This window comes from Oscillibacter valericigenes, assembly GCF_021531915.1.
GTDB lineage: Bacteria > Bacillota > Clostridia > Oscillospirales > Oscillospiraceae > Oscillibacter > Oscillibacter valericigenes_A.
In genome coordinates this window covers 43,682-67,602 of the sequence record NZ_JAFBIV010000001.1, presented here as the reverse complement: position 1 = coordinate 67,602, position 23,921 = coordinate 43,682, and the positions used below count along the sequence as shown (strand labels likewise).

The window sequence follows — 23,921 nt, the reverse complement described above, 5'->3', positions numbered from 1 at the left end:
TGCCGCTTACTGGGCGGAGATGTAGCTGTCGATGATGGTCTTGACGGTACCGTCGGCGATCAGCTCCTGCAGAGCGGCATTCACAGCCTCGTACAGAGCGGTGTTGTCCTTGCTCATGGCGCCGGCGTAATCCTCCAGAACATACTCGGTCTCCAGGATCTTCAGGCCCTCGACCTCGGCCACAAAGGCCTTGGCGGGCTCGTTGTCGATGACCACGCAGTCCACCTTGCCGGTCTTCAGAGCCTGCACGGCGTCAGCGCCCTTGCTGTAACGGTCGATGGTAGCCAGGCCGGCGTCCTCCAGGTCCCAGGTGGTGTACAGGTCGCCGGTGGTGTTGCGCTGCACACCGATCACGTTGCTGGCACCCTCAGCAAACAGGTCATCCACGCTGGTGATGGCGGAATCCTCGGTGACGATGATCACCTGCACGCCGGTGGCGTAGGTCTCCGTGAAGTCCACGGACTCCTGACGCTCGGGGGTCACGGTCATGCCGGCCAGGCCGATGTCAGCCTTGCCGGTCTTCACGGCCTCGATAATGGAGTCGAACTCCATATCCTCGATGACCAGCTCCAAGCCCAGCTTCTCGGCGATGGCGCCGGCGATCTCGGCGTCGATGCCCACGATGCTGTCACCCTCATAATACTCATAGGGAGGGAACTGGGCGTTGGTGGCCATGGTCAGGCAGCCCTTGGTAGCAGTGGTCAGCTCGCTCTCAGCGGCAGGCTCCTCGGTCTTGGCGGGTTCTTCGGTCTTGGCAGGCTCTTCCTTGGAGCCACAGGCGGCCAGGCTCAGAACCATAGCCAGGGTCAGCAGCAGTGCAAACAACTTTTTCATCTTCAAAACTTCCTTTTCCATCTTGATTTGCGCTCCCCCGGAGGGAAACGTTGTGTATGATCTGAAAACGGAGGAAGGGTTTTCCTTCCGTTGACAGTGGATACCTTATCACGGTCCATGCCGGATGTCAATACTTTTTCAAGAAAAATGAATAAATATTTGATTTTACTTTTCAGAAAAGCAGAATTTTCCCACAGAATTTCTGATTTACTCTCTGTTTTTTGTGTATTTTCCCCAACCCAAAATGAATATTCAAAATGAATATTCATTTTTCCCTGAATACTTTCGCCCGCATAAAAAATCCGCCTGCGCTTTCACGCAGGCGGACTTCCCCTTGATGAAATTCAGTACAGCAGCCAGCTTCCGGTCAGAGACGGGTCCACGGCCGTCAGCTCCGGCACGAAATCCGTTGTCTCACAGGCGGCCGTCACCGCCGCCGCCAGTGCAGGGATCTCCTCCGGCAGGGCGGCGGCATAGATGCGGTCTACTCTGGGAGCAATCTCCGACAGCACCAGTCCCGCCGCCTCCGAGTAACCCTCTGTCAGCACAGAGGCGGGTACCTCCATGGAGAGGGTAGTGCCGTAAGGCTCCAGAGCCGTCCGCACTTCCTCCAGAAAGGCGGTCATATTGGCGCTTTTCTCCGTCTCTCCGTAGGCGATCTTGTCCAGCTTGCCCTCTGTGGGATAGCTGACATCTGTCAGCAATATCTCGTCAAAGCCCAACGCCGCCGCTTCCTGCGCCAACCGGCAGAGATATTCTCTGGCCGCCGGCTTGGCGGGGTCCAGCCACTGGCTGTTCCTTCCATCATAGAAGATATAGCCGCCGGTGTTCTTCAGCCCCAGGTTCTCCACATCACTGTTGGCGGCCCTGGGGTCGTGGAAGCAGCTGAGACGGGCGATGGCGTAGTCCGCCGCCGTCTCGCCTGACAGCAGCTCCGCCAAGGCGGCGGTGGTGTCATCCTTCATATAGCGGGCACCGCTCACCGCCGTGCCGGAGTCAAACAGCACCCGGCCCTGGCTGTCCTTTAACGTGACGGCCACGGCATTCCAGTTCTGTCCGCACAGGGCTCCGGCCTGGGTCCGGGTGGAACTCCAGCCTTCCAGCGTTAACGCCTCATTCCCCACGGAAAAGGCGTGGACCGCCTCCTGCTGGGGTTTTTCCGGTTCCTGGACCACCAGGTCCAGGTCCACCGGCTCCTCTTCCTCCGCCGCTGCTTCCTTTTGCCAGGGCACCTCCAGACGGGGCGTGCCGGTTTTATCATAAACGATATTCCGTTGTAAAAACATGACCGCCGCAGCCGCCAGGATCACCAGGACCAGCAGCACCGCCAGGGCGACCTTCCCCTTGGACTTCCGTCCCCGGTAATTGCGATAGCCTCTGGACATTGCCATGCTTTTCACCTCGCTTCAGGAAACCGCTGTCTTTCCGGCTCAGCCCTCCAGGGCCATCATTTTGTTTACCCGACGCTCGTGGCGGCCGCCCTCAAACTCGGTGCTCAGGAACACCTCCACCATGCGCTCGGCCATGTTCTTGCCGGTAAAGCCGGCGCCGATGGCCATCATGTTGGCGTCGTTGTGCTTGCGGGTCATCTCAGCCTGCAGGCAGTCGGCGCAGTGGGCGCAGCGAATGCCCTTGACCTTGTTGGCGGCGATGGAGATGCCGATGCCGGTGGTGCAGATCACGATGCCACGGTCACACTTGCCCTCGGCCACAGCCCGGGCGGCGGCAGCGCCGAAATCAGGATAGTCGCAGCTGTCCAGATTGTAGCAGCCAAAGTCCTCGTATTCATGGCCCAGCTTCTCCAGCACCTTGATGATGTGCTGCTTCAGCTCATAGCCGCCGTGGTCACAGCCCAATGCGATTTTCATGTTAGGTTCCCCCTGTTTTTAAAAATTTGCAGATTTATTTTACACGGTTTCTCCGTAGAAATCAATCACAGTTCATGCCAGATGGGCCGCATCTTCTCAAAGGTGCAGAAGCGGGTGAAGCCGCAGTCCTTCAGCAGCTGCTGCCGCTCCCGGATGGCGCAGCCCACATACTCCGGGCCGTGGGCGTCGGTACCCAGGGTGATGATCTCGCCGCCTAAGTCACGGTACATCCGCAGCCACTTTGCATCCGGCAGCGGGGTGTTGCCCCGGTTGGTGTTCAGCTCAATGCCCAGGCCCTTTCCGATGAGGGTGCGCAGAATCTCCTCGATCTCCCGCTCAAAGCCATCGAAGGTCAGGTGAAAGCCCCGGTTCTCATTGAGATACCGCAGCGGCAGGGTCAGGTGGCCCAGGACGGAGAACCGGCCCCACTCCGCCAGCTTTTTCACTTGCTTCAGATAATCCGCCATGCCTTCCCGGGCCTCGTCGTCATCCTTGGGGTCGAAGAAATACAGGTCCACGCCATTGAACTTCTCTGACAGCATGTGGACAGAGCCAATGACAAAATCCAGCTCCGGTGCGTCGGCGATCATCTTTTCCGTGTGCTCAAAGCTCCAGGGGGCATCTCCCAGTTCCATACCCAGACGCAAAGTGATCCGGTCTCCCATAGCCTCCCGGGCGGCCCGGTATTCTCCGGTCAGCGCCGCCCAGTCATAGGGTTCCGGCCGCAGTCTGGTAGAACCCCAGACGATGGGCTCCACATGGTCCGTAAAGCAGATCTCATCAAGCCCCGCCTTGATGGCAGCCTCTGCCAGCAAGGCCATAGGTGTCCCGGCGTCCGGGGAAATGCGGGAGTGCATGTGATAGTCAGCCAAGTACATGGACATTCCTCACTTTTTGGATTTCTTGAAGAACTTCCGCCGCTCCTCGTAGTTGTTGTCTCCCATGGTCTCGGCGAACTTCTTCAGGGCTTCCTTCTGCTCTTTGTTCAGGTTCCGGGGGGTCTCGATATAGACGGTGACGTACTGGTCACCCCGGCCCCGGCCGTTGATGGAGGGGATGCCCTTGCCCTTCAGGCGGAAGGTGGTGCCGGACTGGGTGCCCTCGGGCAGGTCATATTTGACCTTGCCGTCGATGGTGGGGATCTCCAGCTCGGCGCCCAGGACAGCCTGAGCGAAGGTGATAGGCGCCTCGCAGAGAACGCTGGTGCCCTCCCGGCGGAACAGCTCATGGGGCCGCACGGTAATAGTGATCAGCAGATCGCCCGCCGGGCCGCCGTTCTTGCCGGCGTGGCCCTGGCCCCGGATAGAGATGGTCTGGCCGTTGTCGATGCCCGCGGGGACGCTGGCCTTGATGGTCTTGCGCTTCCGGACAGCGCCGGTGCCCCGGCAGTCCGGGCAGGGCTGATGGATGATCTTGCCCTTGCCGCCGCAGCGGCCGCAGGGGGAGGAGGTGGCGAAGACGCCCATGGGGGTCTGGCGGCGGACCTGGACCTGGCCGCTGCCGTGGCAGTCCGGGCAGACCTCCGGCGTGGCGCCGGCGGCACAGCCGCTGCCGCCGCAGGTGCCGCACTGCTCCATGCGCTCCACGGTGACCTCCTTCTCGCAGCCGAAGGCGGCCTCCTCAAAGCTGATAGTCAGGGACAGGCGGATGCTCTCACCCCGCTGGGGTGCGTTGGGATTGGTGCGCCGTCCGCCGCCGAAGCCGCCGCCGAAGAAGTTGCCGAAAATGTCTCCCAGGTCTCCGAAGTCGAAGCTGCCGTCAAACCCGGCGCCGCCGGCGCCGAAGTTGGGGTCCACACCCGCATGGCCGTACTGGTCGTACCGGGCCTTCTTGTTGGGGTCGGACAGCACCTCGTAGGCCTCGTTGACCTCCTTGAACTTCTCCTCCGCTTCTTTGTTGTCGGGATTCAGGTCCGGATGGTATTTCCGGGCCATCTTCTTATATGCTTTTTTGATCTCGTCCTCCGAGGCTCCCTTGGAGATTCCAAGGACCTCGTAGTAATCACGTTTGTCTGCCATAATGAAAACTCCTCATATTCCGAAACGCCGTATCAGGGACAGGCTGAAACGCGCTGTCCCTGATACGTTTGATTGAGAGGGGGCTTACTTGTTCTGATCGTCCTCGTCGACTACCTTGTAGTCGGCGTCGTAGTACTGACCGCCCTGAGCGCCAGTATCGGGACCGGGCTGAGCACCAGCCTGGGCATCCTGGGGATTGGCCTGCTGATACAGCTTCTCGCTGACAGCGTAGAAAGCCTGGGTCAGCTCGTCGGTGGCGGCCTTGATGGCAGCGGTATCGGTGCCCTTCAGGGCCTCCTTCAGCTTGTCGATACCGGCCTGGACCTTATTCTTGTCATCGGCGGGAATCTTGTCGCCCATCTCGGCCAGGGTCTTCTCGCTCTGATAGACCATCTGGTCGGCCTGGTTGCGGGTCTCCACCTCTTCCTTCATCTTCTTGTCCTGGGCGGCATACTGCTCGGCTTCCTTGACAGCCTTCTCAATGTCATCCTTGCTCATGTTGGAAGAAGAAGTGATGGTGATGTGCTGCTCCTTGCCGGTGCCCAGGTCCTTGGCGGAGACGTTGACGATGCCGTTGGCGTCGATATCGAAGGTAACCTCGATCTGAGGCACGCCGCGGCGGGCGGGAGCGATGCCGTCCAGATGGAAGCGGCCCAGGCTCTTGTTGGCGGCGGCCATCTCGCGCTCGCCCTGCAGCACGTTGACTTCAACAGAAGTCTGGTTGTCGGCGGCGGTGGAGAAGATCTGGCTCTTCTTCACGGGGATGGTGGTATTGCGGTCGATCAGCTTGGTGCAGACGCCGCCCATGGTCTCAATGCCCAGGGACAGGGGGGTGACGTCCAGCAGCAGCAGGCCCTTGACGTCGCCGGTCAGCACGCCGGCCTGCAGGGCAGCGCCCATGGCCACACACTCGTCGGGGTTGATACCCTTGAAGGGCTCGTTGCCGGTGAAGTTCTTCACAGCCTCCTGGACGGCGGGGATACGGCTGGAACCGCCCACCAGCAGGACCTTGCTCAGGTCAGAGGGCTTCAGGCCGGCGTCAGACATGGCCTGGCGCACGGGACCCATGGTGGCATCCACCAGATGGGCGGTCAGCTCATTGAACTTGGCACGGGTCAGGGTGACGTCCAGGTGCTTGGGACCGGTGGCGTCAGCGGTGATATAGGGCAGGTTGATGTTGGAGGTGGTGACGCCGGACAGCTCGATCTTGGCCTTTTCGGCAGCCTCCTTCAGGCGCTGCATGGCCACCTTATCGGAGGACAGGTCCACGCCGTCGGTGCGCTTAAACTCGGAGACCAGATACTTCATGACGCACTCGTCGAAGTCGTCGCCGCCCAGGCGGTTGTTACCGGCGGTGGCCAGGACCTCGATGACGCCGTCGTCGATCTCCAGGATGGAGACATCGAAGGTGCCGCCGCCCAGGTCGTAGACCATGATCTTCTGGCTCTGCTCCTTATCCACACCGTAGGCCAGGGCCGCGGCGGTGGGCTCGTTGATGATACGCTTCACGTCCAGACCGGCGATCTTGCCGGCGTCCTTGGTAGCCTGGCGCTGAGAGTCGGTAAAATAAGCAGGGACGGTGATGACCGCCTCGGTGACGGGCTGGCCCAGGTAAGCCTCGGCGTCCGCCTTCAGCTTCTGCAGGATCATGGCGCTGATCTCCTGGGGGGTGTAGGCCTTGCCGTCGATGGTGACCTTGTGGTCGGAGCCCATCTCACGCTTGATGGAAGCGATGGTGCGGTCGGGGTTGGTGATGGCCTGGCGCTTTGCCACCTGGCCCACCATGCGCTCGCCGGTCTTGGAGAAGGCCACCACAGACGGGGTGGTGCGGTTGCCTTCCGCGTTGGCGATGACCACTGCCTCGCCGCCTTCCATGACGGCTACGCAGGAGTTGGTAGTACCCAAATCAATACCGATAACCTTAGACATAATGAATTCCTCCTAAATCTATCGAAAAGTTTATTTTAATCAGCAATTGTGATTAGTTTGCGACTTGCACAATGGCGTGTCGGATGACCTTGTCACCCAGCATAAAGCCCGCCTGGAAGACCTGGGCCACTTCATTCTCGCCGAAGTTCTCGTCGTCGATGTGCATGACGGCTTCCATGCGCTCCGGATTAAAGGACTGACCCTTGGCCTCGATCTCCGTGACACCCAGCTTTGTCAGGATGTCCTTAACCTGCTGGAAGATCATCAGCAAGCCCTTCTTGTGGGGAGAGTCCTCGTCTCCCTCGGTGGCGGCGGCACGCTCCAGATTGTCATACACCGCCAGGAACGCCTTGATGGTGTCGGCCTTGGCATCCTGATAGATGCCGTCCTTTTCCTTGGTGGTGCGTTTGCGGTAGTTGTCATACTCGGCGGTGAGACGGGTGAACTGGTCCTTCACGGACTCCAGCTGCTGGGCAGCCAGCTCCATCTGCTCCACCTGCTCCCGGGTGAAGGTATAGCCCTTTTCCTTTTTCTTCTTGGGCTTCTTCTCTGTCTTTTCGGCCTCCTCTGTCTGGGGGGCTTCCCGCTCCGGACCCGCCTGGGTCTCCGGGGTCTCCGGCTCCTCCTGCTCCAGGGGCTGCTTGGTCTCTTCGCTCATTTCTGCGTTTCCTCCTTCGGGGGTAATTCCTGTTTTCCGAACAGCCGCGTCAGCCCGTCGGCAAAGCCGGACAGCCGTGCGGCCACTGTGGCGTAATCCATTCTGGTGGGGCCCACCACGCCGATGAGGCCCCGCATATCGTCGCCGATGTCGTAGCTGGCCACCACCACGCTGGTGTCCTTCAACGCATCACTGACATTCTCCGGTCCGATGAGGATCTTCAGGGGACTGTCGTCCTCCGGCACGGGGAGGTTTTCCTTGCTGTCCGCCAGAAAGCTCATGAGCTCATGGGCCTTGTCGGCATCCCGGAACTCCGGCAGCTTCAGCAGCTCCCTGGCTCCGGCGGTGACGATCTCCCGGTGTCCCGCCTCCTCCAGGGATTCCACGGCGTAGGACACGATCTGGGACAGCAGCAGGAACACCTGAGGCGGGATCTGATCCGCCACGTTCATCAGCCGCAGGTTCATCTCCTTGGTGGAGATCTTGGTGAAGTGGCTGTTCAGCAGATTCACCAGAATGGGGAACTGGTCCACCTCCACTTTCAGCTGCAGGCGGAGCAGCTGGCTCTTCACCCGGTTGCCGTCCATCATCATGACCACGATGCAGCTGCGGTCGTCCACCGGCAGCAGCTCGAACCGCTGGGCGGTCATGCTCTTCTTTCCGGCGGCCGCCATGTAGGTGGGGTAGTTGACAAAGGAGCTCACCGCCCGGCCCGCCTGGGAAAGCAGCCGGTCCAGCTCCTCCATTTTCAGCTGCAGGGACTGGTTGATCTTCTCCGTCTCGTCCAGGGACAGCTTCTGCCGCTCCATCAGCTCGTTGACATAGAGCCGGTAGCCCTTGGGGGAGGGCACGCGGCCCGCCGAGGTGTGGGGCTGCTCCAGGTATCCCAGCTCCACCAGGTCCGCCAGCTCATTGCGGATGGTAGCGGAGCTGACGCCGCCCATTCGGGCGGCAATAGCCTTGGAACCCACCGGCTCGGCGGTGTGGATGTAATCATCCACCACCACTTTCAGTATTTGCTTTTTCCGTTCCGTCAGTTCCACGGCGCACCTCTAGTCTTTCTCCGGGGCTTCGCAGAGGTTTTAGCACTCTGTTCCCCGGAGTGCTAAAGGCAGTGTACCACCATGGGAAATCATTGTCAATGGATGGATGATAAACAATTTGTGAACAAAGGCGAAAGATTTTTTGAACACCGCGAAAACAGTAAAAAACCGCCCCGGATGGGGCGGTTTGGGGCGTTCACCAGGTGATTTTGGCAGGGGTGCTCCGGTCAACCAGGCCGGTCCGCCGCAGGACGGGCAGCAGGGCGCCGAACAGCACCACCAGCAGCAGGGTCTGGAAGGGCAGCATGATGAGATTTTTCCAGAAGCTGCCGATTGCCATAACGGACCAGGCCTTTCCGTAGAGAATGGCGGACCACAGGGACCCCAGCACCACGTTCTGGAGGTTGGTCAGCAGCTTGGCCAGGAACACCCGCCGGACGGTGAGCTTGGCCCGGTAGAGAAACAGGGCGTAAATCAGCACACCCAGCATGGTGGTCAGGGTATAGCCGGGGAAAAAGGGGTAGCCGCCGCCACCGGTAAGGAAAAAGCTGAGAATATCCTCAGCAAAGCCGAAGGCCACGCCCAACACCGGGCCGCACACCAGGGCACAGACCGAGCGGGCCAGGAAGCCCCAGGTGATCTTGGCTCCGCCGAAAAGGGGCACGGAGGGGACGTGGCTCAGGACCACGCACATGGCGATCATCAAGGCCGCGAAGGTCAGCTTCCGCAGGTCCTTCAACTCTCTGACGGCGTCCCGCCAGTAAGCAGTGGAAAAGGGATGTGGATACATAAAAAATCCTCCTTCTGTAGTTCGGCAGTCCGTTTCCGGAGCGCCGCACAGAGGAGGGATATTCCCGCGCCTTTATGCGGCAGCGGGATGCGGAACACACACTGCAGGAAGAAGGCCATCCTTCGTTCCTTTTCGTCCGGAAAACAACTCCCCGTTTTTCCGGCACTAGTCACGTATGTTCCTACTCTGCCTAAGTTGCTTTTATCATAATCTTCTACATATAAAATAGCAATACAAAAAGTTCCCCAAATCTCTCGATTTGGGGAACTTTTTTCCGGTAAAACTTACTGAGCGGAAGCAGCGGCGGCTTCCTCAGCGGCCTTCTTGGCGGCAGCGGCCTTCTCAGCCTGTGCCTTCTTGATGGCCTTGTACTTTTCCTTCTCCTCGGCGGTAGCCACGGGAATGATGGCATCACGGGGGCAGACCTTGGTGCAGAGCTTGCAGCCCACGCACTTCTCATAGTCCACCACGGCAACACCGTTCACCACATGGATGGCATCCTTCTTGCACTCCTTCTGGCACAGACCGCAGCCGATGCAGGAACTGGAGCAGACGCTCATGGCAGCCTTGCCCTTATCCTGGTTGGCGCAGGTCACGTGGACCTTCTTGGAGGCGGGGACGGAGACGATCAGGTGGCGGGGGCAGGCCTTCATGCAGGCGCCGCAGTTGGTGCACTTCTCGGGGTCCACCACGGCGGTGCCGTTCTCGCCGATACTCATGGCGCCGAACTGGCAGGCATTGACGCAGGAGCCAAAGCCCAGGCAGCCAAAGGTGCACTCCAGGGGGCCGCCGGCCACCTTGGTGGCGGAGATGCAGTCCTTCACGCCCACATAGTCATAGCGCTTCTTGGCGTTGACGCCTCCGGTGCAGCGGACGAAGGCCACCTCACGCTCGCCGGTGGGGGCAGCCATGCCCATGATCTCGGCGATGGCAGCAGCGTTCTCAGCGCCGGCGGGGGCGCAGGCGGTGACAGGGGCGTCACCGGCCAGAATGGCGGCAGCGCAGCCGCCGCAGCCGGGATAGCCGCAGCCGCCGCAGTTGGCGCCGGCCAGGTGGCTCAGGATGGCCTCCTCACGGGGGTCCTTTTTCACCTCAAAGATCTTGGAGGCGATGGCCAGGATCAGGCCGAACAGAGCGCCCAGCACACCCAGCACAACAATAGCATAAATCACATTGGTCATTTTTCTTACCTCCTTACCAGATCTTCAGGCCGGAGAAGCCCATAAAGGCCAGAGCCATCAGACCGGCGGTGACCAGGGCAATGGGGAAGCCCTCAAAAGCCTTGGGATACTCGGCAAACACCAGGCGCTCACGGATGCTGGCAAACAGCACGATGGCCAGCAGGAAGCCCAGGCCGCCGGTGATGCCGTAGACCACGGAGGAGATGAAGCTGTAGCTGTTCTGCACGTTCAGCAGCACCACGCCCAGCACGGCGCAGTTGGTGGTGATCAGAGGCAGATACACACCCAGAGCGGTGTACAGGGAGGGCATGGCCTTCTGCAGGAACATCTCGATGAACTGCACCAGAGAGGCAATGACCAGAATGAAGGCCACGGTCTGCATGTAGCCCAGGCCCAGGGGAACCAGAACGAAGTTGTTCACCACGAAGCACACGGCGGAGGCCAGGCCCATGACGAAGGTCACGGCGATACCCATGCCCACGGCGGTGTCGACCTTCTTGGAGACGCCCAGGAAGGGGCAGATGCCCAGGAACTGGGAGAAGATGAAGTTATTCGCCAGAATGGCGCCCAGCGTGATCGCCAGGAGTTCAAAAATCTGATCCATAAATTTCTCTCCTCCTTATTTCTTGGACTTGGACAGAGCCCACTGCATGGCGGCGATCAGGCAAGCCAGTGTCAGGAAGCCGCCCACAGGCAGAGTCAGCATACCGGCGGGGAACTGAGAGGGCAGGATCTGGATGCCCTTGCCGTCCAGGCCCAGCAGGCCGCCGCCAAAGGTGCCGGCGCCCAGGAACTCACGGATGATGCACATGGCCAGCAGGACCACGGTGTAACCGATGCCCTGGAAGATGCCGTCGAAGAAAGAGGCGGCAACGCCGTTCTTGTAGGAGAAGGACTCCGCACGGCCCAGGATGATGCAGTTCACCACGATCAGGGGAATGAACACGCCCAGGGACTCAGCCAGAGCGGGGACGAACGCCTGCAGGAACAGATCCACCATCGTGACGAAGCCCGCGATGACCACGATGAACATGGCGATACGGATCTTGTCGGGAACGATCTTGCGGATCAGGGAGATGATGACGTTGGACAGGGTCAGGATCACCAGAACGGCGACGCCCATGCCCAGGCCGTTAAAGAAGGAGGTGGTGATGGCCATGGTGGAGCACATACCCAGCACCTGCACCAGAACGGGGTTCTGGGTCAGGAGGCCTTCCATAAACTGTTTTTTCAGATTCATAAGTCAGCTCCTCCTTTCTTAGCCCATGACAGCGGCGACGGCCAGAGCGGCGTTGACGCCGGTGGTGACGCCCTTGGAGGACACGGTAGCGCCGGAGATGGCGTCCACATTGGTGCCCACGGTCAGGGTGCCGTCCGCGGCGCTCTTGCCGACGAACTGGCTCAGCACGCCCACGCCGGCGGCGGTGGGCTCGTTGGCCATGACCTTGGAGCCGATGCCGGCAGTCTCAGAGTTCTTGACGATGGAAACGCCGGTGACGACGCCCTCGGCGTCCACGCCGACCATCATCTCGATGTTGCCCTGGGAGCCGGAGGACACGATCTTCAGCGCGTAGCCCGCGGCAGCGCCGCCAGCCTGGACCTCATAGGCCTCGGTGACCTTGGCGCCGGCGGAAGCGGCGGCATCATTCATGGCAGCGGTGATCTCCAGCGAGTCGGAGAAGGTGCTGCCCTCGGGATCGGCCACGACCTGCTGCATGGCAGCCTCGGTCTTCGCCTTGTTGGCAGCGGTAATGTTGGGTTCCGTGACCTTGTTGACCAGGCCCAGCAGGCCGGCCACAACTACGCAGGTCAGGAACAGGGTAACGGTCAGCTTGATGATGTACTTCGGATCCAGGTTGATCTTTTCCTTGGTCTGCACTTCGTTACTCATTTCGCAGCCGCCTCCTTCTTATCGGATTTCACGACGCCAAAACGAGTGGGCTTGGTGTACTTGTCGATCAGGGCCACGCACAGGTTCATGACCATGATGGAGTAGCAGACGCCCTCGTTATAGGAGCCAAAGTAACGGATCAGGACGGTGAAGAGGCCGCAGCCGATGCCGAAGATCAGCTGGCCCTTCTTGGTGACGGGAGAGGTGGCATAGTCGGTAGCCATGAAGAAGGCGCCCAGCATCAGGCCGCCGCCGAAGACGCTGTACAGCATCCACTCCAGGCTGGAGCCGGCCTTGGGGAACAGGAAGCTGAGGATGGCCACGGTGGCGATGTAGGCCACGGGGGTCTGCCAGTTGATGACCTTGCGCCAGATCAGGTACAGGCCGCCCAGGATCAGCATGGCGGCGGAGATCTCGCCCAGGGAGCCGCCGGTCTTGCCCAGGAACATGTCCATCACGGAATAGGTCTCGGTCAGGCCGGCCATGTTGCCGGTCTTCATGTAGGCCAGGGGGGTGGCCGCGGTGACGATGTCAGCGGTGGAGCCCATCAGGGGAGCCTTGTTCTGGGTGGCGTCGATCCAGGTGGTCATGACGCCGGCATAGCTGCCCAGCAGGAAGGCACGGCCGGCCAGGGCGGGGTTTACAAAGTTCTTGCCGATGCCGCCGAACAGCTGCTTGACCACGATGATGGAGAAGAAGCCGCCGATGATGATCATCCAGTAGGGGGTGGTGACGGGGCAGACGAAAGCCAGCAGCATGCCAGTGACGACCGCGCTCAGGTCGCCCACGGACTGGGGCTTCTTCATCAGCTTGCGGTACAGCCACTCCCAGAACATGCAGCCGATCACGGACACGGCGGTCAGGGTCAGGGCCTTGACACCGAACCAGATGACGGCCCACACCAGAGCGGGCAGCATGGCGATGATGACGTCCAGCATGATGGAACGGGTGGTCTCACTGCTACGGATATGAGGATTGGAAGTGGCAATGAGCTTCAGATTCTTATAATCGGTCATTTGTTCACAGCCTCCTTCTCTTCCTTGGCCTTCTTGGCCTCGGCGGCAGCCTTGTCGGCCGCGGCCTTGTCCTTCACCAGCTGCTTGCCGGTCTTGAACATCTGGGTCAGGTGCATGCGGGCGGGGCAGGCGTAAGCGCAGGCACCGCACTCCATGCAGTCCATGATGTGGGCCTCGTTCAGCTCATCCACCATGCCCTTGGCTGCGTACTGATACATGAACAGGGGCTCCAGGTGCACGGGGCAGGCGGAAACGCACTTGCCGCAGCGGATGCACTGGGGATGCTCGACGGTCTGCTCTTCCTTCTCGCAGAAGGCCAGCATGGCGCCGGTGCCCTTGCCCACGGGCACCTCGGCGGTGTACTGGGCCATGCCCATCATGGGGCCGCCGGCGATGATCTTGTAAGTACCGTCCTTCAGGCCGCCGCAGGCGTCGAACAGGCAGGAGACAGGGGTGCCGATGGGGCACTCGATGTTCTTGGGCTCGATGACGCCGGAGCCGGACACAGTGACGATCTTGTTCACCACGGGCATGCCCTTGGTGATGGCCCGGTAGATGGCGCAGGTGGTGTTGATGTTGAACACGGCGCAGCCGATGTTGCTGGGCAGGCCGCCGGGAGGCACCTGCTTGCCGGTGATGGCCTGGCAGAGCTGCTTCTCACCGCCCTGGGGGTAACGGCAGCGCAGAGGCTCCACCACCACGGGGGCGTTGGTCTCGGCGATAACCTTGTTCATGGCGTCGATACCGTTCTGCTTGTTGTCCTCCACGCCGATGATGACCTTGTCCACGCCGAACATCTTGGCCAGATACTTACAGCCGCCGATGATCTCCTCGGGGCGCTCCAGCATGGTACGGTGGTCGCCGGTGATATAGGGCTCGCACTCGGCGCCGTTGATGATGACGGTGTCAACTTTGCCGATACCGCCGGAGATCTTCACATGGGTGGGGAAGGTCGCGCCGCCCATACCCACGATACCGGCGTTCTTGACGGCCTCCACCATTTCGTCAACAGTGAGAGCGTCGGGATCTGCGGGAGCATCAACTTCCTCGCTCAGTTCGTTCTGGAAGTCGTTCTCGATGACCACGGAGGTCATGTTGCCGCCCATGGAATAGGGGCGGGGCTCCACGGCCTTGACCGTGCCGGAAACACTTGCGTGGATCGGAGCGCCCAGACCGCGGAACTCACCGATCTTCTGACCCACCTTTACATGGTCACCCGCCTTGACAAGGGGGGTGCAAGGTGCGCCAAAGTGCATCGACATGGGGATGACCACCTCTGCCGGGGGTGCCAGCTGTTCGATGGCCTTTTCATTGGTCGCGGCCTTCATATCATGGGGATGAACGCCGCCAAAGAAAGCTTGTGCCATTGTCTTCACCTCATTTTTACTCCTGATAGCGCCCGGAACGCGGGGCCGCCCCGTCACCGGCTGGGACGGAAAACACACTCCGGACACACTACCACATACTGCGCTTCATTCTACACCAAAAATCAAAAAATGTCTATACTGTGAACACGGTTTTTTGTCAAAATACGTTGTGATTTTCCCCAATTTTTTAGAGCTTTTCCATGGTGTTCCGCCGCAGGAAACGATTGCTTCTTTCAAAAGTACGCTCCGTTCCCGCTTTTCCGGCCCCGGTTCTCTTTCCGGCCGATGGGATTGCTTCTTTCTCCAAAACATGATAAACTGCTCTCGAATCTGTGTTCATTGATATGAATCGACATATTGTTTTGGAGGACTTCCTTTATGATGGCTTCACTGATCGACCGCAAGCAACTGAAACAGGATATGAAAGACCTGCTGGCAGACGCCCAGGTCTCCCCCAGGTCCATGACGGTTCTGTATTTGGGCCTGAGTCTGGTCCTGAGTATGGTGGATACCCTGGCCGGCAATTCCGGTCTGCTGTCCACCTTCCTCACCATCCTCACCTCCCTGCTGGGGATGGTGCTGAGCGCCGGCTTTGTGCTGTACTGCATGGCCATCCGCCGTGGGGAACGGGCGGAATTCCTGACGCTGTTCGACGGCTTCTCCTTCGTGGGAAAGCTCATCGGGCTCAACATCGTCATGTATTTCTTCATTACCCTCTGGTCCATGCTGTTCGTGGTCCCCGGCATCATCGCCGCCTACCGCTACCGCTTCGCCCTGTACAACCTCTATGAAAATCCCGGCATCAGCGTATTCGAGGCGCTGAACATGAGCAAGCGGCAGACCTATGGCTACAAGTCCCAGCTGTTTATGCTGGATCTCAGCTACTTAGGCTGGACCCTGCTGGCCTCCGCGCCCTCCCTTCTCTACGGCAGCCTGCTCTCCCAGGAAACACTGATAGAGGCCATGGATACCGTGGGCTTCGGCACCATTGCCTTTACCACCGGCTCTCTCAGCACCGCCGCCCTGCCTGTCTGGGGCTGGACCTTGCTGATGGGCCTGTGGCAGCTAGCCGTGGCGATCTTCTACCTGCCCACCTATCAGTGCGTGGAGCTTGGCTATTTCGAGATCGCCAAGAGCACCTCCGGCGTGGGGGAAGGCGCCTCTCCCAACCGTCAGGACACCTGGCGAAACGGCCCCGACGACATGGGCGGCTTCTGATCTTCTAATAACGTACAACGCCCCCGCGGTTTTCAGAACCGCGGGGGCGCCAGCTTGTCGAAAAGACTTTTCGACAAGCTGGCGCAAGTTTTTCTGGCCTGAATGTCCAGAAAAACTTATGATTGAAAACGAAAGACACCCCTCCTGGGTTTCTTTCGTAACTATCTTCCTTCCCGTCGCACAAGTCTTGCGGGACCATTGAAAGTTTACGCCCCCGCGGTTTTCAGAACCGCGGGGGCGCTTATCTGTTCTGTTGTTCTGTCCCGATCTTAACACATTACAGGCGGGGGAACTGCTTGCGGACGTAGCTGCTCTTGCGGAGCGCCAGGGCCAGCAGGGTGGACGCTGCCAGGCCGAAGGCGGCCTGGACCAGATTGCTGGGGATGCCCGTCAGGCCCACGGCCAGGTTGCCCGCCAGGAAGCCGTCAAACAGGGCATAGCCCACCACCATGATGGCCTCCGCCACCACGCCGCAGACCACCAGCGCCCAGCCCTTCTTGTGCAGCGCCTGATACAGCACAGCTGCCGTCAGGCCCATGAGGGCCTTGATGACCAGGGTGGCGGGCACATAGATGCCGTAGCCCCCCAGCAGGTCCGCCAGGGCGGGGCCCGCGCCGCCGGCCACGGCGCCATAGACCGGACCCAGCAGATAGGCGCCCAGCAGCACCACCGTGTCACCCAGATTCATGTAGCCGCCGGTGGGAGAGGGGACCATGAGCACCGTGGTAGCCACGTATCCCAGGGCGATAAAGAGGGCCGTCATCACCAGCATTTTGACCTTGTAAGCGGCGGTCGTTCCAGTTCGTTCCATCACATGTTCCATTTTGAAGCTCTCCTTTCGGATGATCTTTGGTGTTGCTATCATATCCCGAATGTGATATGTTTGAAATATCCAATTCCCGTCTTTTTTATAAGGTCAGATCGGAGGACCTCATATGTTGACCTATTCTATGGAAGACCGGGGCGGCCTGTCCCTGTATGAATACCTGTACCAGCGCATCCGGGCGGACATTCTGGAGGGCGTTCTGGCTACCGGCGAGCGGCTGCCCTCCAAGCGGGCTCTGGCGGAGCACCTGCGGGTGTCCGTCATCACCGTGGAAAACGCCTATCAGCAGTTGGAGGCCGAGGGCTACGTCCACACCCTGCCCAAGCGGGGCTTTTTCGTCAGCCCTGTGGACCGGGTCCCGGCGGCCGCCGCACCCGCCACCATCGCGCCAGAGCCCCCCGCCCCCGTCTGGCGGCTGGACCTGAGCCGCAACCGGGCCGACACCTCCCGGTTTCCCGTGGCAACCTGGGCTCGCCTCACCCGGCAGGTGCTGTCGGAGGGCGTCTTTCTGGCCCCGGCTCCCCACCAGGGGCTTCTGGAACTGCGGCAGGCCATTGCCGGCGACCTGCGGGACTTCAAGGGCATGGCGGTGCGGCCGGAGCAGATCGTCATCGGCGCCGGTGCCGAATATCTCTATTTGCTGCTGGCGCAGTTATTGGCACCGGACGGCAACGCCGTCTTCGCCGTGGAGGACCCCGGCTACCCCAAGATCCGCCAGGTCTACGGCAAATGCGGTGTCCGCTGCCGCCCTGTGCCGCTGGACCGGCAGGGCATGGACCCGGAGGCTCTGACCGCCTCCGGCGCCGCCGTGGCCCACATCTCCCCCGCCCATCACTATCCCACCGGCCTGGTGACGCCCATTGGCCGGCGGCAGGCCCTGCTGCGCTGGGCAGAGGACCGGGGCGGGTACATCATCGAGGATGACTACGACAGCGAGTTCCGCTTCACCGGCCGTCCCATCCCCACCCTCCAGAGCATCGACAGCGGCGGCCGGGTGATCTACATGAACACCTTCTCCCAAACCATCTCCCCCTCCATGCGTGTGGGCTTCATGGTTCTGCCGCCCCGGCTGCTGGAGCAGTACCGGCGAGAGCTGGATTTCTACGCCTGCACCGTCCCCGTTCTGGACCAGCACATTCTGGCCCGGTTCCTGTCCGGCGGCCATTATGAGCAGCACCTCTCCCGGATGCGGAAGGAATACCGCACCCGCCGGACCGCCGTCATTGAGGCCTTCCAGAGCAGCGCTTTCGCTGACCGGGTCACCTTCTCCGAGCAGGACGCCGGTCTTCATTTCCTGCTGCGGCTGAACACGCCCAAAAGCGACCAGGCGCTCCGCCAAAAGGCAGAGCGCCTGGGTGTGAAACTAGCTTTTCTGTCGGAATACGCGGCGACCCCTGACCCCGCCTACGCCCACACGCTGGTGGTGAACTACGGCGGTCTGGAGCCCGCCCGGCTGGAGGAGACCGTCTCCCTGCTGGAGGCCGTCTTCTCTGAGGACTGATGCAGTCAGTGCTCCTTCCAGAGGAAGATGGGCATGGGCGGCTCTCCCCGCCGGTTGGCCCAGTCGCAGCAAAGCACGGTATATGCCCGGTCATCCACGGTCTTCAAATATTCCAGCACGGTGTCCCGCTCCTCATATCCGTTCTCCCCGCCATAATACAGGGCGATGGCCATGACCCCGCCGGGCCGCAGCAGCCGAAGCCCGGCACCGATGGCCGCCATCGAGGACTCCGCCCGGGTGAAGATACGGGGGTCGCCGCCGGGCAGGCGGCCGAAGTTGAACACCACACAGTCCACAGCCCCCGGCTGGGCATACCGCTCCATGTTGGCGTGGCTGTCCAGAATCACCTCCGCCGTCAGGCCCTCCCGCTCCAGCAGCGTCCGGGTCTGGTCCACGGCCTCCTGCTGGATGTCAAATGCCAGCACCCGGCCGGTTGGCCCCGCCAGACGGCACAGCAGGGCCGTGTCCCGGCCCTTGCCCGCCGTGGCGTCGATGCAGAAAGCCCCCGCTTTCACATGCTGCCGCAGAAATTCATGAACCAGTCCCAGCGTATTCAGCTGCATACCGTTCTCTCCTTATCCGTCAAAATCTCCCGAAAAAAGGGCTCCTGTCAGAACAGGAGCCTTTTCGTATCAGGTCAGCAGTCCCCGGTCCCGGGCCAGGGCCTCCACGCTGCGGTCATAGGTAGCCTCCGCCTCGGGGGAGAAGAAGCAGCCGGGAACGCCCTCTCCGTGGTCCCGGTGGTGGGCGACGCACTCACAGCATTTGCCATGCCGGGGACAGGCAGCGGTACAGGGGCAGGGACGGGTGTTGTCACAGCTCATAGGGAAGCCTCCTTTTTTTATGTGCTCCCAGTATAACACGGCCAGTCCAAAAAAGGAAGAGCGTACCTGTCCGGCACGCCCTTCCTTTTTTAATGTTTACAGATTGCTGTCCAGCACGGCGGTGAAGGCGCCGGCGGGCATCAAGCCTACCTTCCGGTCGAACTCCCGGCCGTTCTTCAGAAATACCACGGTGGGGATGCTCATGACCCCGAAGGCCCGGGCCAATTCCGGCTCCTCGTCCACGTTGACCTTGGCCACCAGGACCTTGCCCTCGTACTGCTCCGCCAGGGCCTCCACCGTGGGGGAGAGCATCTTGCAGGGGCCGCACCAGCTGGCCCAGAAATCCACCATAGCCAGAGGAGCCGCCTCTACTGCCGCCTCAAATTCCGCTGTCTTCAAATGCTTGATCGCCATAACGATTCTCCTTTATTTTCATAATTTTATTGGTTTTTTCTTGCCAGCTCCGCCGCGAAGGCCGCCGCGCTCTGTCCGGCGACCAAGCCCTCGCCCACCGCCTTGGAGACCTGCAGCGGTCCGCCGGTGCAGTCGCCCGCCGCGAACACGCCGGGCAGGTTGGTTGCCATTTTCCGATCCACTGTCACATAGCCCTTGTCCACCGCCAGCCCCGGAAACAGGTCCGTGGGAGCCATGGTGGGCCGCAGAAGAAACACACCGTCTGCCCGCACCGTCTCGCCATCGCAGGTGACCTGCTCCACCGTTTTACCGCCGCTGATGGTACAGCTCTTCGGCTTGTCAAAATAGGTTACATCGCAGCCGATACCGCTCAGGAAGTCGGCCTCCTTTTTGGCGGTGTCGCTGAAGCCCAGAACTGCCACCGGCCGGTTCCGGTACAGCATGCCGTCGCAGGTGGCGCAGTAGCTGACGCCCCGGCCCAGGAATTCGGTCTCACCGGGATACTTTTTCCCCCGGGCCACGCCGCCCGCCAGCACCAGTGCCTTCGCGTTCTCCATGTCGCTGCCGATGCCCACATACCAGGTCTCGTCCATTCGGACGGTGTTCAGCACCTTTCCCTCCAGGAACGCCGCGCCGGCCTCCTCTGCGTGGCGGCGGAACGCTTTCAGCAGCTCCGCGCCGGACAGGGCGGGCATGCCCAGATGGTTGTCCACCTTTTCCGCCCGCCACAGGGGATTTTCCTCCAACGGGTTGGAGACCACCAGAACGCTGCGGCCCCTGGCCCGGACATTCAGGGCCGCGGACAGCCCGGCGGGCCCGCCGCCGATCACCAGTACGTCATAGGACATAGACCGTTTCCTCCTCTCCCATCAGTGCCGCCATCAGCGCAGCCACATGCCGGGACGACGCCCGGTAGTAGACCTCGTTGCCGCTGCGCTCCGCCGTCACCACACCGGCTGCCCGCAGCCGCTGCAGATGCTGGGAAATGCCGGACTGACTCATGCCCAGATGCTCCTCGATGCAGCGGACGTTCCGGCAGCCGGCGGTCAGCAGGCTATGGACAATTTGCAAGCGGGCCGGGTGGGCCAGGGCTTTCAGCAGTTCCGCCTGCTCCTGGTAGTCTATGCGGTTTTCCATGGTCTGCCGCCCCCTTTCTCAGTTTTCTTTTAGCGACATTAGAATATCACGATATTCTAACAAAGGAAGTGACTTTTGCCACAGCCGCAAAAATTATCCCGCCCGGTTGCTTTTGGGGGCGGAGTTTGGTACACTGATGCTGACGCAAAAGGGGAGCCGGCGGGCGGACCCACCGGCTCTCTATATTCAAAAAAGCGGCGGCGCCATGCCCAGGGGCGGACGCTGCGCGGATCAGTTGACTGGGGGCGTCCCGGCCGCTTGCACCATCCTATGCGGTCCCGCGCCCCTCCGCCACCGGGTCCGCGGAGCCTGTCCGGACTCCGCCGCCGCAATACCGACAGAAAAGAGGGCTTTCACATGATCAAAATTGCTCCTTCCATCCTCTCCGCTGATTTTGCCAATCTGGAGAGGGATATCCACCGCATCTCCACCGCCGATTACGTCCATGTGGACGTGATGGACGGCGTGTTCGTCCCCAACATCTCCATCGGTCTCCCCGTCCTCCAGTCCATCCGCAAGGTGACGGACATGTTCCTGGACGTGCACCTGATGATCGTGGAGCCCGTCCGGTACGTGGAGCGGTTCTGTGACGCCGGCGCCGACCTGGTGACGGTCCATGTGGAGTCCGACACGCCGGAGAACATCCACGCCGCCATCGACAAGATCCACGCCAAGGGCAAGAAGGCCGGCATCGTGCTGAAGCCCGCCACCCCCGCCGAGGCGGTGCTGTCCTATCTGGAGAAGGTGGAGCTGATTTTGGTCATGACCGTGGAGCCGGGCTTCGGCGGTCAGAAATTCATGGCCGATATGATGCCCAAGGTCACCGCCATCCGCAAGCTCATTGACGAGAAGAACCCCGCCTGCGAGCTGGAGGTGGACGGCGGCGTGGCCCCCGACACCTGCAAGACCTGCATTGACGCGGGGGCCAACGTGCTGGTGGCCGGCAGCGCCGTCTACAAGGCCCCCGACATCCCCGCCCGCATCGCGGAACTGAGAGGTTAATACGATGAAGGATATCCTCTCTCTGCCCAGACTGCCCCTGGGCGTATACCCCACTCCCTTTTACAAGCTGGAGAACATCAGCGCCAAGTACGGCAAGAACATCTGGATCAAGCGGGATGACCTGTGCGGCGTGGCGCTGGGCGGCAACAAGGTCCGCAAGTTGGAATTCCTGCTGGCAGACGCCAAGGCCCAGGGCTGCGACACGGTGTTCACCACCGGCGGCGCCCAGTCCAACCACGCCATGCTCACCGCCGCCTGCGCGGCCCGCCTGGGCATGCAGTGTATCCTGCCCCTGAAGAAGCGGGGCGTCACGGAGCACAAGGGCAACCTGATTCTGGATGACATCTACGGCGCCCAGGTGAAATTTATCGACACCGACAAATACGATGATATTTACGCCGAGATGGACCGCATGAGTGCGGAGCTGGCCAAGGAGGGCCGCAAGGCCTACCACATCCCCGTGGGTGGCTCCACCCCTCTGGGTGCCCTGGGCTATGTGAACTGCGTCCGGGAATTTACCGCACAGGCCCAGGATGCCGGTATCCAGATCGGCCACATTGTCTCCGCCACCGGCTCCGGCGGCACCACCGCCGGACTGCTGCTGGGCGCCAAGCTGTACCAGCCCGGCGTGAAGGTCACCGGCATGGGCGTGGACGACGACCCCTTCGAGGAGATCGTCCCCACGCTGGCAGCCGGGGCCGCAGAGCTGCTGGATACTCCTTTTGAGCGTACTCCCGACGACTTCCAGATGGTCTACCATCTGGGCCAGGGCTACGCCATCCCCAACGCCGAGGATACCCCGTACATTGAGGAGCTGGCCCGGATGGAGGGCATCCTGCTGGACCCCGTCTACACCGGCAAGGCCTGGACGGGCATGCTGAAGCTGCTGCAGGAGGGCTACTTCGACGGTCAGGACAACATTGTGTTCGTACATACCGGCGGCGCCGCAGCGCTGTTTGCAATGAACCTGCCCCGCTGACCAGATTCCAACACCGCATGGTAAGGAGCTAACCGATCATGGAATACTTCCCCGCGCCTCTTGAAAAACTGGTGGAGCAGTTCGCCCGGCTGCCGGGCATCGGCGGCAAGTCCGCCCAGCGGCTGGCATTCCACGTGCTGGGGCTGCCCGAGGAGGAGGCCAAGGAGTTCGCCGACGCCATTCTGGACGCCAAGCACTCCGTCACCTGCTGCCCCGTGTGCCAGAACTTCACCGCCGGGGGGCTGTGCCCCATCTGCGCCTCCCCCAAGCGGGACGGCTCCACCATCTGCGTGGTGGCGGACCCCCGGGACGTGGTCGCCATCGAACGCAGCCGGGAGTACAACGGACACTACCACGTGCTCCACGGCGTCATCTCCCCCATGAACCATGTGGGGCCCGACGACCTTGCCATCAAGCCCCTGCTGGAGCGGGTAGCCAAGGGCGGGGTCCAGGAGGTCATTATGGCGACCAACCCGGACACGGAGGGCGAAGCCACCGCCATGTATCTGGCCCGTTTGCTAAAACCCTTCGACGTGCGGGTCACCCGTCTGGCCTACGGCATTCCCGTGGGCGGGCATCTGGAATTTGCCGATGACGCCACGCTGATGCGGGCCCTGGAGGGACGGAGAGACATCTGAATTCAAACAAAACTGCCGCCCGTCGGGCGGCAGTTTTGTTCCTTTCGTCTTTCGTTTCGATATTCAGGATCCGCCAGTCCCAGATGATTCTTTGTACAATGCTGCGTCTGACGAAAACGGGCTATCCCGCTCTTAGAACGGCCCGACAAACCGGAAGTCATCACTCCTGGAAATAAAATAATTCTTCAAATTTCTTGTCCAAGGCGATACACAATATCAGCGCCAGCTTGGCGGTAGGGTTAAACTGCCCGGTTTCAATGGAACTAATCGTATTTCTGGATACACCGACCAGTTCAGCCAGCTGTGTTTGCGACATACCAGACTGCGCCCGTGCTTCTTTTAACCTGTTTTTCAGTATTAATTCATCATTCATCTGTTTATCCCACCAGTCTGATCAGAAACAATACGGCAAACATGATAAACAACACCGTATAAAGGACTGCAACCCATAATTCGTGCTTACTGTGAAGTTTTACATATTTTACTATGAAGGTCGCAGCCAAAATACTGAAATAAATCATCCAGCTTTCAAAGCTGATGGCGTCAGTAAAAATCACCTGCAGAATTGCCACAATACAGCATACAAGCATCCCGACCTTGGCCGCAATTTTACCGGCAGCAGCCATTACATACTGCTCCATCTCGTCGGGACCTTTGTTCTCCCGTCTGCTCTTTTCCAGAATATCATCTTTGTTCATGGAATGACCTCCTTGCCAAGTTTTATGTGCAAATCAAATGTACCATTGCCAAGTACACTTGTCAAGTCATTTTACCAAGTTTTGTTTGC

Annotated in this window: 28 protein-coding genes and 1 riboswitch; of the genes, 5 read left to right on the top strand and 23 right to left on the bottom strand. The window is 60.7% G+C overall.

From position 1 onward, the window contains the following. Positions 1 to 6: 6 nt before the first annotated feature. From JQM66_RS00305 to rsxC, 15 genes are all read right to left on the bottom strand, one after another. The gene (locus JQM66_RS00305; RefSeq protein WP_235227823.1) at positions 7 to 834 is read right to left on the bottom strand and encodes an ABC transporter substrate-binding protein; all 828 of its coding nucleotides are present in this window, start codon (positions 832 to 834) and stop codon (positions 7 to 9) included. 344 nt (positions 835 to 1,178) lie between these two features. Beyond that, a complete protein-coding gene (locus tag JQM66_RS00300) occupies positions 1,179 to 2,225 on the bottom strand; it encodes a putative glycoside hydrolase (protein WP_235227822.1) in 1,047 nt (348 codons plus the stop codon). A gap of 39 nt (positions 2,226 to 2,264) precedes the next feature. Then, on the bottom strand, positions 2,265 to 2,702 hold the full coding sequence (gene rpiB, locus JQM66_RS00295) for a ribose 5-phosphate isomerase B (RefSeq protein WP_235227821.1): 438 nt from the start codon (positions 2,700 to 2,702) through the stop codon (positions 2,265 to 2,267). A 65-nt stretch (positions 2,703 to 2,767) separates the two neighbouring features. Continuing rightward, positions 2,768 to 3,580, bottom strand: a complete 813-nt coding sequence (locus JQM66_RS00290) for a histidinol-phosphatase HisJ family protein (RefSeq protein ID WP_235227820.1) — start codon at positions 3,578 to 3,580, stop codon at positions 2,768 to 2,770. 9 nt (positions 3,581 to 3,589) lie between these two features. Next, the gene (gene dnaJ, locus JQM66_RS00285) at positions 3,590 to 4,720 is read right to left on the bottom strand and encodes a molecular chaperone DnaJ (RefSeq protein WP_235227819.1); all 1,131 of its coding nucleotides are present in this window, start codon (positions 4,718 to 4,720) and stop codon (positions 3,590 to 3,592) included. Between the two features lie 84 nt (positions 4,721 to 4,804). Beyond that, positions 4,805 to 6,649, bottom strand: a complete 1,845-nt coding sequence (dnaK, locus tag JQM66_RS00280) for a molecular chaperone DnaK (protein WP_235227818.1) — start codon at positions 6,647 to 6,649, stop codon at positions 4,805 to 4,807. A 52-nt stretch (positions 6,650 to 6,701) separates the two neighbouring features. Beyond that, positions 6,702 to 7,307 (bottom strand): nucleotide exchange factor GrpE, encoded by a 606-nt coding sequence (locus JQM66_RS00275; RefSeq protein ID WP_235227817.1) that lies wholly within the window; start codon positions 7,305 to 7,307, stop codon positions 6,702 to 6,704. Next, positions 7,304 to 8,350 (bottom strand): heat-inducible transcriptional repressor HrcA, encoded by a 1,047-nt coding sequence (gene hrcA / locus JQM66_RS00270; protein ID WP_235227816.1) that lies wholly within the window; start codon positions 8,348 to 8,350, stop codon positions 7,304 to 7,306. Before hrcA ends, JQM66_RS00275 begins: the two co-directional genes overlap by 4 nt. 196 nt (positions 8,351 to 8,546) lie before the next feature. Next, positions 8,547 to 9,140 carry a folate family ECF transporter S component gene (locus JQM66_RS00265; protein ID WP_235227815.1) on the bottom strand — a complete coding sequence of 198 codons (594 nt, stop codon included), beginning with the start codon at positions 9,138 to 9,140 and terminating at the stop codon, positions 8,547 to 8,549. 78 nt (positions 9,141 to 9,218) lie between these two features. Next, positions 9,219 to 9,331, bottom strand: a riboswitch (THF riboswitch). Between the two features lie 93 nt (positions 9,332 to 9,424). Next, positions 9,425 to 10,321, bottom strand: a complete 897-nt coding sequence (locus tag JQM66_RS00260) for an RnfABCDGE type electron transport complex subunit B (protein ID WP_235227814.1) — start codon at positions 10,319 to 10,321, stop codon at positions 9,425 to 9,427. Positions 10,322 to 10,334: 13 nt separating this feature from the next. Next, positions 10,335 to 10,925: an electron transport complex subunit RsxA gene (gene rsxA, locus JQM66_RS00255; protein ID WP_235227813.1), complete on the bottom strand. Its 591-nt coding sequence runs from the start codon at positions 10,923 to 10,925 to the stop codon at positions 10,335 to 10,337. Between the two features lie 15 nt (positions 10,926 to 10,940). Continuing rightward, a complete protein-coding gene (gene rsxE / locus JQM66_RS00250; RefSeq protein WP_235227812.1) occupies positions 10,941 to 11,561 on the bottom strand; it encodes an electron transport complex subunit RsxE in 621 nt (206 codons plus the stop codon). A gap of 18 nt (positions 11,562 to 11,579) precedes the next feature. Then, the gene (locus JQM66_RS00245) at positions 11,580 to 12,212 is read right to left on the bottom strand and encodes an FMN-binding protein (protein ID WP_235227811.1); all 633 of its coding nucleotides are present in this window, start codon (positions 12,210 to 12,212) and stop codon (positions 11,580 to 11,582) included. Further along, entirely contained in the window at positions 12,209 to 13,228 is a 1,020-nt protein-coding gene (locus tag JQM66_RS00240) for an RnfABCDGE type electron transport complex subunit D (protein ID WP_235227810.1), read from the bottom strand. The genes JQM66_RS00245 and JQM66_RS00240 overlap by 4 nt, the downstream gene beginning before the upstream one ends. Then, complete coding sequence (gene rsxC, locus JQM66_RS00235) at positions 13,225 to 14,595, bottom strand: electron transport complex subunit RsxC (protein WP_235227809.1); 1,371 nt, start codon at positions 14,593 to 14,595, stop codon at positions 13,225 to 13,227. Before rsxC ends, JQM66_RS00240 begins: the two co-directional genes overlap by 4 nt. A gap of 378 nt (positions 14,596 to 14,973) precedes the next feature. Between rsxC and JQM66_RS00230 the strand changes: the two genes are divergently transcribed. Continuing rightward, positions 14,974 to 15,813, top strand: coding sequence for a DUF975 family protein (locus tag JQM66_RS00230; protein WP_235227808.1), 840 nt, complete (start codon positions 14,974 to 14,976; stop codon positions 15,811 to 15,813). A gap of 277 nt (positions 15,814 to 16,090) precedes the next feature. Here the strand turns inward: JQM66_RS00230 and JQM66_RS00225 are convergent, their stop codons facing one another. After that, complete coding sequence (locus tag JQM66_RS00225) at positions 16,091 to 16,636, bottom strand: ECF transporter S component (RefSeq protein ID WP_235227807.1); 546 nt, start codon at positions 16,634 to 16,636, stop codon at positions 16,091 to 16,093. A gap of 112 nt (positions 16,637 to 16,748) precedes the next feature. Between JQM66_RS00225 and pdxR the strand changes: the two genes are divergently transcribed. Beyond that, complete coding sequence (pdxR, locus tag JQM66_RS00220; RefSeq protein WP_235227806.1) at positions 16,749 to 18,140, top strand: MocR-like pyridoxine biosynthesis transcription factor PdxR; 1,392 nt, start codon at positions 16,749 to 16,751, stop codon at positions 18,138 to 18,140. A 5-nt stretch (positions 18,141 to 18,145) separates the two neighbouring features. Here pdxR and JQM66_RS00215 read toward each other — a convergent pair whose 3' ends face one another. The 5 genes from JQM66_RS00215 to JQM66_RS00195 all read right to left on the bottom strand — a co-directional run bounded on the left by JQM66_RS00215 (position 18,146) and on the right by JQM66_RS00195 (position 20,515). Next, on the bottom strand, positions 18,146 to 18,703 hold the full coding sequence (locus JQM66_RS00215; protein WP_235227805.1) for a tRNA (mnm(5)s(2)U34)-methyltransferase: 558 nt from the start codon (positions 18,701 to 18,703) through the stop codon (positions 18,146 to 18,148). A 69-nt stretch (positions 18,704 to 18,772) separates the two neighbouring features. Beyond that, on the bottom strand, positions 18,773 to 18,964 hold the full coding sequence (locus JQM66_RS00210; RefSeq protein ID WP_235227804.1) for a hypothetical protein: 192 nt from the start codon (positions 18,962 to 18,964) through the stop codon (positions 18,773 to 18,775). A gap of 96 nt (positions 18,965 to 19,060) precedes the next feature. After that, entirely contained in the window at positions 19,061 to 19,378 is a 318-nt protein-coding gene (gene trxA, locus JQM66_RS00205) for a thioredoxin (RefSeq protein ID WP_235227803.1), read from the bottom strand. 26 nt (positions 19,379 to 19,404) lie between these two features. Beyond that, entirely contained in the window at positions 19,405 to 20,226 is an 822-nt protein-coding gene (locus JQM66_RS00200) for an NAD(P)/FAD-dependent oxidoreductase (protein WP_235227802.1), read from the bottom strand. Continuing rightward, positions 20,216 to 20,515 carry an ArsR/SmtB family transcription factor gene (locus JQM66_RS00195; RefSeq protein WP_235227801.1) on the bottom strand — a complete coding sequence of 100 codons (300 nt, stop codon included), beginning with the start codon at positions 20,513 to 20,515 and terminating at the stop codon, positions 20,216 to 20,218. Before JQM66_RS00195 ends, JQM66_RS00200 begins: the two co-directional genes overlap by 11 nt. Positions 20,516 to 20,872: 357 nt before the next feature. Here JQM66_RS00195 and rpe point away from each other — a divergent pair, with 357 nt between their 5' ends. From rpe to recR, 3 genes are read left to right on the top strand one after another with little or no spacing between them, the layout of a single operon-like run. Then, positions 20,873 to 21,517 carry a ribulose-phosphate 3-epimerase gene (gene rpe, locus JQM66_RS00190; RefSeq protein ID WP_235227800.1) on the top strand — a complete coding sequence of 215 codons (645 nt, stop codon included), beginning with the start codon at positions 20,873 to 20,875 and terminating at the stop codon, positions 21,515 to 21,517. A gap of 4 nt (positions 21,518 to 21,521) precedes the next feature. After that, positions 21,522 to 22,496: a 1-aminocyclopropane-1-carboxylate deaminase/D-cysteine desulfhydrase gene (locus tag JQM66_RS00185; protein WP_235227799.1), complete on the top strand. Its 975-nt coding sequence runs from the start codon at positions 21,522 to 21,524 to the stop codon at positions 22,494 to 22,496. 38 nt (positions 22,497 to 22,534) lie between these two features. Next, positions 22,535 to 23,134, top strand: coding sequence for a recombination mediator RecR (gene recR / locus JQM66_RS00180; protein WP_235227798.1), 600 nt, complete (start codon positions 22,535 to 22,537; stop codon positions 23,132 to 23,134). 160 nt (positions 23,135 to 23,294) lie between these two features. Here the strand turns inward: recR and JQM66_RS00175 are convergent, their stop codons facing one another. Continuing rightward, positions 23,295 to 23,507 carry a helix-turn-helix transcriptional regulator gene (locus JQM66_RS00175; protein ID WP_235227797.1) on the bottom strand — a complete coding sequence of 71 codons (213 nt, stop codon included), beginning with the start codon at positions 23,505 to 23,507 and terminating at the stop codon, positions 23,295 to 23,297. A 4-nt stretch (positions 23,508 to 23,511) separates the two neighbouring features. Beyond that, entirely contained in the window at positions 23,512 to 23,832 is a 321-nt protein-coding gene (locus JQM66_RS00170; RefSeq protein ID WP_235227796.1) for a DUF6442 family protein, read from the bottom strand. Between the last annotated feature and the right edge of the window lie 89 nt (positions 23,833 to 23,921).

Excerpts from the sequence above, each read along its gene's own strand:
- rpiB (WP_235227821.1), bottom strand. The coding sequence starts at position 2,702 with ATGAAAATCGCATTGGGCTGTGACCACGGCGGCTATGAGCTGAAGCAG.
- JQM66_RS00170 (WP_235227796.1), bottom strand. The coding sequence starts at position 23,832 with ATGAACAAAGATGATATTCTGGAAAAGAGCAGACGGGAGAACAAAGGT.
- JQM66_RS00300 (WP_235227822.1), bottom strand. The coding sequence starts at position 2,225 with ATGGCAATGTCCAGAGGCTATCGCAATTACCGGGGACGGAAGTCCAAG.
- rsxE (WP_235227812.1), bottom strand. The coding sequence starts at position 11,561 with ATGAATCTGAAAAAACAGTTTATGGAAGGCCTCCTGACCCAGAACCCC.
- JQM66_RS00185 (WP_235227799.1), top strand. The coding sequence starts at position 21,522 with ATGAAGGATATCCTCTCTCTGCCCAGACTGCCCCTGGGCGTATACCCC.
- rsxA (WP_235227813.1), bottom strand. The coding sequence starts at position 10,925 with ATGGATCAGATTTTTGAACTCCTGGCGATCACGCTGGGCGCCATTCTG.
- dnaJ (WP_235227819.1), bottom strand. The coding sequence starts at position 4,720 with ATGGCAGACAAACGTGATTACTACGAGGTCCTTGGAATCTCCAAGGGA.
- JQM66_RS00260 (WP_235227814.1), bottom strand. The coding sequence starts at position 10,321 with ATGACCAATGTGATTTATGCTATTGTTGTGCTGGGTGTGCTGGGCGCT.
- JQM66_RS00290 (WP_235227820.1), bottom strand. The coding sequence starts at position 3,580 with ATGTACTTGGCTGACTATCACATGCACTCCCGCATTTCCCCGGACGCC.
- JQM66_RS00175 (WP_235227797.1), bottom strand. The coding sequence starts at position 23,507 with ATGAATGATGAATTAATACTGAAAAACAGGTTAAAAGAAGCACGGGCG.
- rpe (WP_235227800.1), top strand. The coding sequence starts at position 20,873 with ATGATCAAAATTGCTCCTTCCATCCTCTCCGCTGATTTTGCCAATCTG.
- dnaK (WP_235227818.1), bottom strand. The coding sequence starts at position 6,649 with ATGTCTAAGGTTATCGGTATTGATTTGGGTACTACCAACTCCTGCGTA.
- rsxC (WP_235227809.1), bottom strand. The coding sequence starts at position 14,595 with ATGGCACAAGCTTTCTTTGGCGGCGTTCATCCCCATGATATGAAGGCC.
- recR (WP_235227798.1), top strand. The coding sequence starts at position 22,535 with ATGGAATACTTCCCCGCGCCTCTTGAAAAACTGGTGGAGCAGTTCGCC.
- JQM66_RS00245 (WP_235227811.1), bottom strand. The coding sequence starts at position 12,212 with ATGAGTAACGAAGTGCAGACCAAGGAAAAGATCAACCTGGATCCGAAG.
- JQM66_RS00210 (WP_235227804.1), bottom strand. The coding sequence starts at position 18,964 with ATGAGCTGTGACAACACCCGTCCCTGCCCCTGTACCGCTGCCTGTCCC.
- JQM66_RS00195 (WP_235227801.1), bottom strand. The coding sequence starts at position 20,515 with ATGGAAAACCGCATAGACTACCAGGAGCAGGCGGAACTGCTGAAAGCC.
- JQM66_RS00200 (WP_235227802.1), bottom strand. The coding sequence starts at position 20,226 with ATGTCCTATGACGTACTGGTGATCGGCGGCGGGCCCGCCGGGCTGTCC.
- JQM66_RS00215 (WP_235227805.1), bottom strand. The coding sequence starts at position 18,703 with ATGCAGCTGAATACGCTGGGACTGGTTCATGAATTTCTGCGGCAGCAT.
- pdxR (WP_235227806.1), top strand. The coding sequence starts at position 16,749 with ATGTTGACCTATTCTATGGAAGACCGGGGCGGCCTGTCCCTGTATGAA.
- JQM66_RS00240 (WP_235227810.1), bottom strand. The coding sequence starts at position 13,228 with ATGACCGATTATAAGAATCTGAAGCTCATTGCCACTTCCAATCCTCAT.
- JQM66_RS00225 (WP_235227807.1), bottom strand. The coding sequence starts at position 16,636 with ATGGAACATGTGATGGAACGAACTGGAACGACCGCCGCTTACAAGGTC.
- JQM66_RS00275 (WP_235227817.1), bottom strand. The coding sequence starts at position 7,307 with ATGAGCGAAGAGACCAAGCAGCCCCTGGAGCAGGAGGAGCCGGAGACC.
- JQM66_RS00305 (WP_235227823.1), bottom strand. The coding sequence starts at position 834 with ATGAAAAAGTTGTTTGCACTGCTGCTGACCCTGGCTATGGTTCTGAGC.
- JQM66_RS00230 (WP_235227808.1), top strand. The coding sequence starts at position 14,974 with ATGATGGCTTCACTGATCGACCGCAAGCAACTGAAACAGGATATGAAA.
- trxA (WP_235227803.1), bottom strand. The coding sequence starts at position 19,378 with ATGGCGATCAAGCATTTGAAGACAGCGGAATTTGAGGCGGCAGTAGAG.
- JQM66_RS00265 (WP_235227815.1), bottom strand. The coding sequence starts at position 9,140 with ATGTATCCACATCCCTTTTCCACTGCTTACTGGCGGGACGCCGTCAGA.